This window comes from Streptomyces bacillaris, assembly GCF_003268675.1.
Classification (GTDB): Bacteria; Actinomycetota; Actinomycetes; order Streptomycetales; family Streptomycetaceae; genus Streptomyces; species Streptomyces bacillaris.
In genome coordinates this window covers 5,531,196-5,543,387 of sequence record NZ_CP029378.1, presented here as the reverse complement: position 1 = coordinate 5,543,387, position 12,192 = coordinate 5,531,196, and the positions used below count along the sequence as shown (strand labels likewise).

Here is a 12,192-nt window from a genome sequence, read left to right as displayed (position 1 = left end):
CAGCACGGCCTTTCAGTACGGGTGCACGCCGACGGGGGCGGCGGGCGGTGGCCCGTACCCCTCGGCGATGCGCTGGTGGTAGGTCTCGCGGTCGATGACTTCGAGGCCGACGATCTTCCACGGCGGCAGTTGGGCGCTGGAGCGGTGCTCGCCCCACAGCCGCAGGGCGACCGCGGCGGCGTCGTGCAGGTCGCGGGCCTCTTCCCAGTAGCGGATCTCCGCGTGGTCGCCTGCGTAACGGCTGGTCAGCAGGAAGGGATGGTCGTGCGCGAGCTGCTCCAGACCGCGTCTGACCTCCCGCAGCGGGGTCTCGGCCCCCGAGACGCTGAGGGTGATGTGCCAGAGCTTCGACTGCGGGCGGTCCTCCTGGCGCTCCGGCACCGGCTCCTGGTCGGCGGTGCCTCCCAGGGGCGGGTTCCGGTCGAAACCGGCGCCCGCTCCGACGCTCGTCAGGGCGCGGCTGCCCGTGCCTCGGGGCGACGCCCCCGGGCGCGCTCGTCTCACCGGCGGCCTCCTGTGATGTGTTGCTGTGCGGTCCCCTGTTTCCCCGCTACAAAGTGGACCAGTCAACGGCCGGGCGTGGGGCGGTTTTGGTAAAGGTCCCTGCCCGATGGCGGGACTTTCAGCCGTTTCAGGGGGTGAGGCGCGGCACGAGGATGACCAGATCGTCCCTGTGTACGACCTCGCGCTCATAGGCGGGGCCCAGCTCACGGGCGAGATCGCGGGTGGAGCGGCCGAGCAGCTGGGGGATCTCCTTCGCGTCGAAGTTGACGAGCCCGCGGGCGACGGGGGCGCCGCGCAGATCGCGCAGCTCCACCGGGTCGCCGGCGCTGAACTCACCCTCGACGGCGGAGATCCCGGCGGGCAGCAGCGAGGTGCGGCGCTCCACGACGGCCCGTACGGCACCGTCGTCCAGGGTGAGCGCGCCCTGCGGGGTGGAGGCGTGGGCGAGCCAGAGGAGCCGGTCGGCGGAGCGGCGGCCGGTGCGGTGGAAGTACGTGCCGGTGTCGCGGCCCGCGAGGGCGTCGGCGGCCCGGCTGGCGGAGGTGAGGACGACGGGGACCCCGGCGGCGGTGGCGATGTTGGCGGCCTCGACCTTGGTGACCATGCCGCCGGTGCCCACGCCCGCCTTGCCGGCGCTGCCGATGGTGACGCCCGCGAGGTCGCCGGGGCCGGTGACCTCGGCGATGCGGGAGGCGCCGGGGGTTCCGGGCGGTCCGTCGTAGAGGCCGTCGACGTCGGAGAGGAGGACGAGGAGGTCGGCGTGGACGAGGTGGGCGACGAGGGCGGCGAGCCGGTCGTTGTCGCCGAAGCGGATCTCGTCGGTGGCGACGGTGTCGTTCTCGTTGACGACGGGGACGGCGCCCATCTCCAGGAGCTTGTCGAGGGTGCTGAAGGCGTTGCGGTAGTGGGCGCGGCGGCTGGTGTCGTCGGCGGTGAGGAGCACCTGGCCGACGCGGACGCCGTAACGCGCGAAGGAGGCGGTGTAGCGGGCGACCAGGAGCCCCTGGCCGACGCTGGCGGCGGCCTGCTGGCGGGCGAGGTCCTTGGGGCGGCGGACCAGGCCGAGCGGGGCGAGCCCGGCGGCGATGGCACCGCTGGAGACGAGGACGACCTCGCGTTCGCCGCCGTCCCTGACCTTGGCCAGGACGTCGACGAGGGCGTCGACGCGGTCGGCGTCGAGGCCGCCGGAGGCGGTGGTGAGCGAGGAGGAGCCGACCTTGACGACGATCCTGCGGGCACCGGTCACTTCTGCCCGCCGCCCGGAGTCACCCCGGTCGGAGGGTGTGCGGAGTGCGCCTTCGAATTCGCTTGCCCCTGACACGTACGCCCGTCCCCATCATGTCGTCCTCACCGGCGCCCACAATCTACGCGAGGCGTCGGCGGGGCGCCGATCCGTCTCAGCGCGGGCGGCACGACTCGCCCTCCAGCGGGTACGACGCCCTCTCCGGCCGGGTGGCACCGGGCTACGCTGGGCCCGTGACCGACGAACCGTCCCGGAAACGCCGCTTACTTCTGCGATCGGGCAAAAGTCCGTTCGATACGGGTTCCCTGGAGGACGCCCTCCACCGGGACGTCTTCGCGACGAACACCGGGAACCTGATCTTCAGCGACGCGGCGCACAAGATCCTGACGACCCCGCGGACGGACGTGTTCTCCAACGGGATCCGGGCGGTCCCGTCCGAGGCGGAGCGCATCAACGAGGAGTACGACGTCTTCGTCGTCCCGCTGGCCAACGCCTTCCGCCCGACCTTCGAGCGGCCGCTGGCCCGGATGACGCAGCTGATCAGGAAGTTGCGGATCCCCGTGGTCGTGCTGGGCGTCGGGGCACAGGCCCCGCTGGCGTACGACGCGGAGCGGCTGAAGCCGATGGAGCAGACGGTCCGGCAGTTCGTCGCGGCGGTCCTCGACCGCAGCGCCTCCATCGGCGTGCGGGGCGAGTTCACCGCGCGGTACCTGGCCGACATGGGGTTCCGGGACGTGGAGGTCATCGGCTGCCCCTCGATGTTCCTGAACGGCGCGACGTTCACGCTCACCAAGCGCCAGGGGCCGCTCACCGCCGAGTCCCGTATCGCGGTGAACGGCTCGCACAGCGCCGTCCGCGCGCACGGGCTCGACGCGATCATCCGCCGGGCCCACGGGCGCTATCCGCACCTCCGGTTCATCGGGCAGAACCTTCTGGAGGCGGAGCTGCTGCACTGGCGCGAGACCCCGCACCCCGACGGCGCGCAGACCTCGATGCCGACGCACCCGTCCCACCCGATGTACCGGGAGGACAAGGTCCGGCTCTACATCGACCCGGCCACCTGGATCGGTGAACTCCGCGACTTCGACTTCTCCTTCGGCTCCCGCATCCACGGCAACATCGCGGCGCTGCTGGCCGGGGTGCCGAGCACGGTCCTGTGCAGCGACTCCCGGACCCTGGAGCTGTGCCGGTACTTCGAGATCCCGCACCGCAGGATCTCCGAGGTCCCCGACACCGTCGATCCCGCCGAACTGTACGAGGCTGCCGACTTCGGCGGGCTCGTGAACGGGCACGAGGAGCGCTTCCTCCGCTTCATCGGGTTCCTGGAGCGGAACGGCCTGGAGAACACCTTCACGCACGGCGACGGGGGCGCCGCGTTCGACGCCCGGCTGGCCGGTCTCGCGCTGCCGCCCGCCGTGCGCCCCTGGATCGGCAACGACCCCGAGGCGCTGAGCGCGCGGTTCGGCTGGCTGCGGGGCCGGATGGAGGAGTTGGCCGCGCACAACGCGGAGCTGCGCGGCCGGCTCGCCGGACGGACGTCCCCGGTCGGTGTCCGGATCCAGATCGGCCAGGGCGCGGGCACCCTCCCGACCGTCTACCGGCGGGCCCGCCGGGTGGTGGGCCGCCCGGTCCGGAAGCTGCTGCGGCCGGAGGAGTAGGGCCCCGAACCGCCGAGGGTGCGACTACGCGCGGCGCGGTACGTGGAGGGCGGTCCGGAGCGCCCCGGCCGTCCGGCGGGCCTTGCGCCTCAGGCGCCGTACGAAGACCGTCGGGGTCTGCGGCTCCGGCACCACGGGTTTTCCGCCGCCGATCCGCTCCGGCACGGTCAGCTCGTACGCCGCGTCCGGCAGCCCCGCGCCCTCCCCGAAGTGCGGGTAGGTGAGGTGGAGCCGGCCGCGCAGACCCTTGCGGACCGCCTTCGGCTTCTTCTTGTCCTTCAGGAACCGCAGGATGTCCAGCAGGAGATCGAGCCGCCCCTCGGCCACGCAGGTCAGCCGCAGCCTCTCCTGGACCTTGAGCCGGCGGGCCAGCCCCGGCGTCCAGTAGGCCCGCATCAGCGGGGCGGCCAGCTCCAGCTTGTGCTTCCGCACGGCCTCGCTCTGCCCGAGGAGGGCCGGGCCGAACTGCGGGAGCAGCGTGATGACGAAGGGCCGGACCATCAGGGTGTCGCGCCGCGGCCCCGGCGGGACATGGTCGGCGATGAGCTTCATGAGCGCCCTGGCCGAGTCGAACCGCAGCTCGTAGCCGCCGCTCTTGGTGAGCTGTTTGCCGTCCTCCCGGCCCACCAGGTAGTAGCAGGTGTAGTCCGCGACGACGGAGACCCCGTCGCCGCGCAGATACGCCTCCATGGTGAAGAGGGCGTCCTCGCCCGTCCGCAGCTTCTCGTCGAAGCTCATGCCGAGCCGTACGAGAAGGTCGCGCCGGAACAGTTTCTGCGCGCTCAGGGTGAATTTGATGTGGGAATCGAAGAGATCGGCGCGCTCGACGGTCTCGCCCCACATGGACTTGGCCGCACCGCGGTCGACGCCGACGATCTTTCCGAGAATCACGTCCGTGCCCGCCCGGTCGCCCATGGCGACCATGCGTTCCAGGGCCTCTTCACCGAAATAGTCGTCGGCGTCGAGAAAGAAGACGTACCGGCCCCGGGCCAGCCCGAGGCCGAGGTTCCGCGGGCCGCTGGGACCGCCGGAATTCTCCTGCCGGACGACCCGCATGGGGATCGCCGTCCGGGCGGCGAATTCCTCCAGACATTCGCCCGTACCGTCCGTGGAACCGTCGTCGACCGCGACGATCTCCATGCGTCCGGGGCCGATCGTCTGCGCGTCCACCGACTCCAGACACCGGATCAGATAGGGCATCGCTTCATACGCCCCGATGATCACACTGACATCGGGCTCGTGGTTCGTCCTGGGCATGTCGGCCATATCCACCCGCCGATTTGATCACGAGGGAAGGCGAATTGCCCGGCTCTGCACTCTTTGTGCACAAAACTCTTTATGTGCAAACACGCCGAACGACCCGTACATCCCCTCCTCGGAGGGAGACGTACGGGTCGTCGTCGGGGTTGCGTCCCTTTCCGGCCGGCCCGGTCGGCTGTGGGCCTCAGCGCGCCGTCGTGGCCTCCGGAGCGACCGCGGCTTCCGCCACTTCCGCCTCGCCGCCGGGGACGGCCACCGCGTCCGGGTCCGCCGTGGCGACGGCCGCCGCCGTCGCCTCCGGCTCGCCCGTCCCGGCACCGCTGGAGTCCGCCTCCCGGTCCGGGACGGCCACGGCCTGGTCCCCGATCCGCTGGGCGACCCCGGCGTTACGGGCCTCCGCCTTGGCGGCGAGCGCCCGTACGGCGGCGTTGAACCGCTCCATGGAGGTCGGCTCGTCCGGGCCCAGGAGGTACGTCTTCAGCTCCCGGCGCGCCCCGGCCAGGGTGTCGGCGGGTGGGTCCGCGACGGCGGCCAGCAGTTCACCGAGTTCCCCGGCGCCGTTGGAGAGGACGACCGCGGCCCGTACAGCGGTGTTCTGCCGCCGGAACTCCTCGGCGCCCAGCCCCGCGGAGTCGGTGACCGCGTACGGCTTTCCGCTCGCGATGAAGTCGGAGACCACGCTGGAGATGTCCGAGACCATGGCGTCGGACTCGTTGAAGCAGTCGTACAGCCTGGGCTGCGGGCCCGTCACCGTACGGTGCTCCCACCAGCCGAAGGAGCGCCAGTAGGCGTCGTTCCACGCGGCCCGCAGCCGGGCCGTCTCCGCCTCGCGGGCGGGATCCGCGAGCGCGACCCGCGACTCCTCCGCCTCGTCCGCGCCGGGGCGGCCCACCACGGCCAGCTCCGCCAACCGGGCGCCGATGGTGACGAGTTCGGCCTCGGCGGCGCTCCGGTCGGCGGCCGTCCGCTCGGCCTCCCGGACCCAGCGGGGCTCGGCGGCGCGCTCGGCGGCGGCCTTCTCCAGCATGGCCCGGATCCGGGCGTCGACCGCCTTGGCCCTGGCGTTGCGGATGCCGGTGAAGGGGTGCGGCTTGTAGACGATCCGGACCGGCTCGTCCGCGTCGATCAGCCCGCGCACGATGTTCTCGCCCGCAAGGAGCAGCGAGGTGTTGCCGGGGTTGTCGTCCCAGCCCTCCCAGGTGGGGGCGTACAGCACGGTCGGGATGGGGTTGCGCAGCGAGCCCGTACCTCTCTCGACGGACTCCAGTTGCGGGCGGCCGACCTCGACGATGTCCTCGTCCCGGACGCCCACGTCGGCCAGCGCGTACCGGTCGCGGCCCGCGCGGCCGGCCGTCCAGACCTCGTCGTAGACCTTGGAGTACGGGTTGACGCTGGCGAGCTTGTCGCTGTCGCCGTGGCCGATGAAGACGTGCTTCATGGTGGGCACGCGCAGGATGTGGATGTTCTTGCCGACGTTGGCCGGATACAGACAGACCCGGACGGTGGAGAGGTCCAGGTTCATCAGGTGGGTGCCCGCCGGGACGCAGATCACCGGGACGGAGGTCTCGGCCAGCTGCGGGACCAGACCGCGTTCCCGCATGATGATCAGCGGCCGGCCCTCGATCCGGGCCATGGTCTCCAGCCACATGTTGCCCTGGTAGGCGGACTCGTTGGAGCCGGAGAAGTAGAGCACCACGGTCGGCTGGTACTCGCTCAGCCAGGTGTCGACGGCCTTGAGCACGGCGGCGGGCCGGGGCGCCAGCCTGCTGCGGCGCAGGTAGGGGACGAGCGCCGCCACGTAGAGGAGGGCGAGCAGCAGGGTGAGCGCGGCACCGGCGTAGGCGGCGGCGTTCTCGCCGGTCCCGGCGGCGATCAGGATGCCGGCCACCGCGGGGATGTCCAGGTACAGCATCTTCTCGCCCGAGCTGCGCAGCAGCGCGCTCGGCGGGGCGTCGGGGATGCGTACGGCGTTGAGGTCCACGTTGCGGGTGATGACCGGCATCGTGCGGCGCAGCCTGATCAGGGTCGTCAGGGCGCCGTGCGGGATCTGGAGAGCGAAGAAGAGCAGGAAGCAGGCGGCCGCCGTGTAGAACAGCGGTCCCTCGGACAGGTCGAGCCGGGCCAGCAGCAGGATGATCATCAGCTGGCGCAGCAGGAAGCGGATGGACAGCCCCGCCCGCACCCTGCCGAGCCGGTTGATCACATAGCTCCCGCGATGGTGCAGATACCGGTCCGCGAGGTAGGTGACGGCTGCCGCCGCCGCGAAGAACCACACGTTCGGAATGAGCGCGGCGAGCATGACACAGGGGTATCCGAGCCCCATCAGCAATGCTGCCGCCAGTTCTGATCTGCTGCCCACACGGGCGAGGCGGATGGCTTGGGAGATCATGAAGAACCTGCTCCAGGGGGGGTGCCGGCTGGTTTCACGTAATGAGGTTCACGTAAATGAGGAAAATATGAAGATGCGTATAAGCGCAAGGCCTCGGTCACCGCATTAAGCGGTGACCGAGGCCCGTTATCGCGTCGGTTCCGAGAATGATCAACCGTCCCCCTGGCGGTCCAGCGCGGAGGCCAGCGCCTGATCGAACCCGGACGAAGCGGAGGCCTCCGCCGTCGGGTCCTGCTGTCGTACGTCGATGACGTGCCCGGTCAGCTCGGAGAGCAGCACGTCCAGCGAGGTGCGGGCCACGGCCTCCGAGGAGAGCAGCGAGCCCTCCGGCTCCTGGCCGAAGGCCCTGGTGCGCATCGGTGTCGCGGTCCGCTCCGGGTTCACGCAGTTCACCCGGATGCCCTCCCCCGCCCACTCGTCGGCGAGCGCCTGGGTCAGGTTGACCATGGCGGCCTTGGTGGAGGAGTAGAGGCTGTACTCGGCCCGGCCGCGGGTGTAGCTGCTGGAGGTGTAGAGCAGCAGCTGTCCCTGCGTCTCGGCGAGGTACTTGTAGGAGGCGCGCGCGATCTGGACGGGGGCCAGATAGTTGACGTTCAGCGCTTCCTGGATCGTCGCGTCGTCCGTCTCGGCCAGCCTGCCGATGCGCAGGACGCCCGCGGTGTTGATGACGTAGTCGACGCGCCCGGTCTCGGCGTGCGCCCGGGCGAGCGCCCCGTCGATGTCGGCCCGGTTCTCCACATGGGTGCCGGTGGTGGACCGGCCCAGCGCGTAGACCTTCGCCCCGTAACTCTCCGCCATCGTCGCGAGGTCGGCGCCGATCCCGTACGAACCGCCGAAGACGACGACGGTCTTGCCTGAGAGCAGCTCCCGGTAGGCGGCCTCGTCGGCCTGGCGGGGGGCGGCGGTGGAGGCGAGCTGGAAGAGCTTGTCGGTGAGGAAGACGTCGACCGGCTGGGTGACCTTCATGTTGTACTCGTCGCCCGCGACCACATGGATCGGCACATCGGGGAGGTACTTGAGGACCACCGAACAGTCGTCCGTGGCCTGGAAGTTGGGGTCTCCCGCCGCGATCCTGTACGCCTTGCGGATCGTGGAGAGCTTGAACGCCTGCGGGGTCTGGCCGCGGCGCAGCCGGGAGCGGTCGGGGACCTCGGTGATGAACTCGCCGTCCTCGCCGTGGGTGCGGGTCACGATGATCGTGTCCGCGGAGGGGATGGCGACGTCGACGGCCTGGTAGCGGTCGAGGGCGGCGACACAGTCCCTGATGACGCGCTGTGACAGCAGGGGGCGCACCGCGTCGTGGAAGAGGACGTTGCGGTCCTCGTTCTCGGCGAGACCCTCACCGAGGGCCGCGATGGCGCGCTCGGTGGTCTCGTTGCGGGTGGTGCCGCCCTCGATGACCCGGGTGACCTTGGTCAACTGGGCCTTGACGACGATCTTCTCGACGTCCGGCACGAACCCCGGCGCCATCATCACGATGATGTCGTCGATGTCCTCGGCGTTCTGAAAGATCGTCAGCGTGTGCTCTATGACCGCCTTGCCCGCGATCTTCAGTAGCTGCTTGGGGATCGACAGCCCCACCCGCTGCCCGGTGCCGCCCGCGAGCACGACGGCTGTGGTCCGGAGCTTGGCTTCCTGGGGCAGAGACACTGACGACCTACTTCGCTACGGGGGTGGAACAGCGCGATGTTCGCACTCTCCGTGACCGTCCCGCAAGGCGGACGACCCCCGTCCCGCACCCCCTGGAAACCCCCCGTTCACCGTCTGGCCAGGGATGTTGATGGAGCACGGCAGGTTCCACCCGAGACCGAATCCGTAGAGAACTTTCATAATCTGCACATCCTCACGCCCCCTGGAGCCCGGTTCGAGCGCCCGGACCGCCCGTATCCGCCCCCGAATCGCCGGAAGGCCTGACTCCGATCGGAGTCAGGCCTTCCGGTCCTGGAGGTCGTGCGCCCTCTAGAAGGGGTCGAACTCGTCGTACTCCTGCTCTGCGTCGTCACGCTCCGCAGCGCGCTCCCGGCGTCGCTGGGCCGCCGGACGCGGTGCCTCCATGCGGTGGTCCTCACCGCGGCGCCCCAGCATCTCGGCACCGGCCTGCATGGTCGGCTCCCAGTCGAAGACGACCGCGTTCTCCTCGGGGCCGATGGCGACGCCGTCACCGGCCCGCGCGCCCGCCTTGACGAGCGCGTCCTCGACGCCGAGGCGGTTGAGCCGGTCCGCGAGGTAGCCGACGGCCTCGTCGTTGTTGAAGTCGGTCTGGCGCACCCAGCGTTCGGGCTTCTCGCCCCGTACGCGGTAGAGGTCCTCGCCCTCCGCGGTGACCGTGAAGCCCGCGTCGTCGACGGCCTTCGGGCGGATGACGATCCGGGTCGCCTCCTCCTTCGGCTTACTGGCCCGCGCCTTCGCGATGATCCCGGCGAGCGCGAAGCTCAGCTCCTTGAGGCCCTTGTGCGCGATCGCGGAGACCTCGAAGACCTGGTAGCCGCGGGCCTCCAGGTCGGGGCGGATCATGTCGGCCAGGTCCTGGCCGTCGGGGATGTCGACCTTGTTCAGGGCGACGATGCGGGGCCGGTCCTCCAGGCCGCCGTACTGGCGCAGCTCCTCCTCGATGGTGTCGAGGTCGGAGAGGGGGTCGCGGTCGGACTCCAGCGTCGCGGTGTCCAGGACGTGCACGAGCACCGAGCAGCGCTCGACATGGCGCAGGAACTCCAGGCCGAGCCCCTTGCCCTGGCTGGCGCCGGGGATGAGGCCGGGGACGTCCGCGATGGTGTAGACGGTCGAACCCGCGGTGACGACACCGAGGTTGGGGACCAGTGTGGTGAAGGGGTAGTCCGCGATCTTCGGCTTGGCGGCGGAGAGCACCGAGATCAGCGAGGACTTGCCCGCGCTCGGGTAGCCGACGAGCGCCACGTCCGCGACGGTCTTGAGCTCCAGGACGATGTCCCGGCTCTCCCCCGGCTCACCGAGCAGTGCGAACCCGGGCGCCTTGCGGCGGGCGGAGGCCAGCGCAGCGTTGCCGAGCCCGCCGCGGCCGCCCTGTCCGGCGACGAAGGTGGTGCCCTGGCCGACCAGGTCCGCGAGGACGTTGCCGGCCTTGTCGAGGACGACGGTGCCGTCGGGCACGGGCAGGACCAGGTCCTGGCCGTCCTTGCCGGAGCGGTTGTCACCGGCGCCGGGCTGGCCGTTGGTGGCCTTGCGGTGGGGGCTGTGGTGGTAGTCCAGCAGCGTGGTCACGGACTGCTCGACGACCAGGATCACATCGCCGCCGCGGCCGCCGTTGCCCCCGTCGGGGCCGCCGAGCGGCTTGAACTTCTCCCGGTGTACGGAGGCGCAGCCGTGGCCTCCGTTACCCGCGGCGGCATGCAGCTCGACGCGGTCCACGAAGGTGGTCATGGTGGGTGCCTCCAGGTACAGCAGAAAAATACGGAATTGTCTCTGTCGTAACACGCCGAGGGCGGACCCGCTTCCCCGTTCGCCGGGAAAGCTGAGATCCGCCCTCGGAAGGTGCTGTGTGCCGTTCTGCGCGCGCTGAGGAAGAACTCAGACGGCGAGCGGAACGATGTTCACGACCTTGCGGCCACGGTGGGTACCGAACTCCACCGCACCGGCGGTCAGCGCGAACAGCGTGTCGTCGCCGCCACGGCCGACGCCCGTGCCTGGGTGGAAGTGGGTGCCGCGCTGGCGGACCAGGATCTCACCGGCGTTGACGGCCTGGCCGCCGAAGCGCTTCACGCCGAGCCGCTGAGCATTGGAATCGCGCCCGTTCCGAGTGGACGATGCGCCCTTCTTGTGTGCCATGTGTTCTCAGTCCCTTACTTCGCAGCCGCGGGGATACCGGTGACCTTGATCGCCGTGTACTGCTGGCGGTGACCCTGGCGACGGCGGTAGCCGGTCTTGTTCTTGTAGCGAAGGATGTCGATCTTCGCGCCCTTGTGGTGGTCCACGACCTCGGCCGTGACCTTGATGCCGTCGAGCACCCACGGGTCGCTGGTGACCGCGTCACCGTCGACAACGAGCAGGGTCGAGAGCTCGACCGTGTCGCCAACCTTGGCAGTGGAAATCTTGTCAACCTCAACGATGTCGCCGACAGCAACCTTGTGCTGGCGACCACCGCTGCGCACGATGGCGTACACGCGGATCTCTCCCTCGCTCGGAACGGATCCCCTGATGCCAGCCGCTCGCACGGGCCGGGGCCCGGGACGATCCGGAAGGATGAGCGGCCTCTCCTGGCGGACGGCGCGAACACCGACCGGGACCGGGAGGGATGTGCTCAGGGGCAGGTGCGTACGGAAACACACCGAGGGTCAAGGTTACGGGGCCGGGTTCCGGGGGTCAAACCGGGGTCGCGCCACCCGGCCGCAGGGCCACCGCAGGGCCCGCCGACCGCCCTATGCTGCCCGGGACCGGCCCGGCTCCCGGTTTCCGGCTCCCGTGAAAGGCGTACGACGTGAACTACAGGGTCCAGCCCACCGCCCAGGTCGACGAGAGCGCCGAGATCGGGGCGGGCAGCAGCGTCTGGGAGCTGGCGCAGATCCGGGAGGGCGCGAAGCTCGGCGAAGGGTGCGTGGTGGGCCGGGGCGCGTACGTCGGCTCCGGCGTCCGCATCGGGAACAACGTCAAGCTGCAGAACTACGCCCTCGTCTACGAGCCCGCCGAGCTGGCCGACGGCGTCTTCGTCGGCCCTGCGGTGGTCCTCACCAACGACCACAACCCGCGCTCGGTGGACCCCGACGGCCGGCAGAAGCGCGGCGGCGACTGGCAGCCCGTGGGCGTCCAGGTCGCGGAGGGAGCCTCGCTCGGGGCCCGGTCCGTCTGTGTGGCGCCGGTCCGGATCGGCCGGTGGGCCATGGTCGCGGCGGGCGCGGTGGTGACCCGGGACGTCCCCGACTTCGCCCTGGTCGTCGGCGTACCGGCCCGGCGGATCGGCTGGGTGGGCCGCAGCGGGGAGCGCCTGACCGCCCGCGAGGGCGAGCCGGGCGTGTGGGAGTGCCCGCAGGACGGGACGGTGTACGAGGAGGAGGACGGCGCCCTCAGGGAGCGGGCCACTCCGGCCTGAGGCACCGAGGGCCCGGGCTCCTCCCCGTACGGCGGAGTGCTCAGCCGTCGTACGGGGAGAGGGGTCGGCCCTCCAGCGG

Annotated in this window: 10 protein-coding genes; 2 read left to right on the top strand and 8 right to left on the bottom strand. The window is 70.7% G+C overall.

Going from position 1 to position 12,192, the window contains the following annotated elements; all coding sequences use genetic code 11:
- Positions 1 to 12 precede the first annotated feature (12 nt).
- Positions 13 to 504, bottom strand: a complete 492-nt coding sequence (locus DJ476_RS23985; protein WP_019765907.1) for a hypothetical protein — start codon at positions 502 to 504, stop codon at positions 13 to 15.
- Between the two features lie 127 nt (positions 505 to 631).
- Positions 632 to 1,750 carry a glutamate 5-kinase gene (proB, locus tag DJ476_RS23980; RefSeq protein WP_112491538.1) on the bottom strand — a complete coding sequence of 373 codons (1,119 nt, stop codon included), beginning with the start codon at positions 1,748 to 1,750 and terminating at the stop codon, positions 632 to 634.
- Between the two features lie 230 nt (positions 1,751 to 1,980).
- On the opposite strand from proB, the gene DJ476_RS23975 reads away from it, so the two are divergent.
- Positions 1,981 to 3,405 carry a polysaccharide pyruvyl transferase family protein gene (locus tag DJ476_RS23975; RefSeq protein ID WP_103421483.1) on the top strand — a complete coding sequence of 475 codons (1,425 nt, stop codon included), beginning with the start codon at positions 1,981 to 1,983 and terminating at the stop codon, positions 3,403 to 3,405.
- 24 nt (positions 3,406 to 3,429) lie between these two features.
- On the opposite strand, the gene DJ476_RS23970 is transcribed toward DJ476_RS23975, so the two are convergent.
- The 6 genes from DJ476_RS23970 to rplU all read right to left on the bottom strand — a co-directional run bounded on the left by DJ476_RS23970 (position 3,430) and on the right by rplU (position 11,190).
- Entirely contained in the window at positions 3,430 to 4,671 is a 1,242-nt protein-coding gene (locus tag DJ476_RS23970; protein WP_112491537.1) for a glycosyltransferase family 2 protein, read from the bottom strand.
- A 178-nt stretch (positions 4,672 to 4,849) separates the two neighbouring features.
- A complete protein-coding gene (locus tag DJ476_RS23965; protein WP_318294777.1) occupies positions 4,850 to 7,054 on the bottom strand; it encodes a hypothetical protein in 2,205 nt (734 codons plus the stop codon).
- A 150-nt stretch (positions 7,055 to 7,204) separates the two neighbouring features.
- Positions 7,205 to 8,704: a bifunctional cytidylyltransferase/SDR family oxidoreductase gene (locus DJ476_RS23960; protein ID WP_103421480.1), complete on the bottom strand. Its 1,500-nt coding sequence runs from the start codon at positions 8,702 to 8,704 to the stop codon at positions 7,205 to 7,207.
- Between the two features lie 309 nt (positions 8,705 to 9,013).
- Positions 9,014 to 10,450, bottom strand: a complete 1,437-nt coding sequence (gene obgE, locus DJ476_RS23955) for a GTPase ObgE (RefSeq protein ID WP_103421479.1) — start codon at positions 10,448 to 10,450, stop codon at positions 9,014 to 9,016.
- Positions 10,451 to 10,597: 147 nt separating this feature from the next.
- Complete coding sequence (gene rpmA, locus DJ476_RS23950; RefSeq protein ID WP_015608479.1) at positions 10,598 to 10,855, bottom strand: 50S ribosomal protein L27; 258 nt, start codon at positions 10,853 to 10,855, stop codon at positions 10,598 to 10,600.
- A gap of 14 nt (positions 10,856 to 10,869) precedes the next feature.
- Positions 10,870 to 11,190: a 50S ribosomal protein L21 gene (gene rplU / locus DJ476_RS23945; RefSeq protein ID WP_018487143.1), complete on the bottom strand. Its 321-nt coding sequence runs from the start codon at positions 11,188 to 11,190 to the stop codon at positions 10,870 to 10,872.
- Positions 11,191 to 11,504: 314 nt separating this feature from the next.
- Between rplU and DJ476_RS23940 the strand changes: the two genes are divergently transcribed.
- Entirely contained in the window at positions 11,505 to 12,113 is a 609-nt protein-coding gene (locus tag DJ476_RS23940) for an acyltransferase (RefSeq protein ID WP_103421478.1), read from the top strand.
- Positions 12,114 to 12,192: the final 79 nt, after the last annotated feature.

What these genes read in the sequence shown, in the direction of transcription:
- DJ476_RS23965 (WP_318294777.1), bottom strand. Translation starts at nt 7,054, where the DNA reads ATGATCTCCCAAGCCATCCGCCTCGCCCGTGTGGGCAGCAGATCAGAA.
- DJ476_RS23970 (WP_112491537.1), bottom strand. Translation starts at nt 4,671, where the DNA reads ATGGCCGACATGCCCAGGACGAACCACGAGCCCGATGTCAGTGTGATC.
- rpmA (WP_015608479.1), bottom strand. Translation starts at nt 10,855, where the DNA reads ATGGCACACAAGAAGGGCGCATCGTCCACTCGGAACGGGCGCGATTCC.
- obgE (WP_103421479.1), bottom strand. Translation starts at nt 10,450, where the DNA reads ATGACCACCTTCGTGGACCGCGTCGAGCTGCATGCCGCCGCGGGTAAC.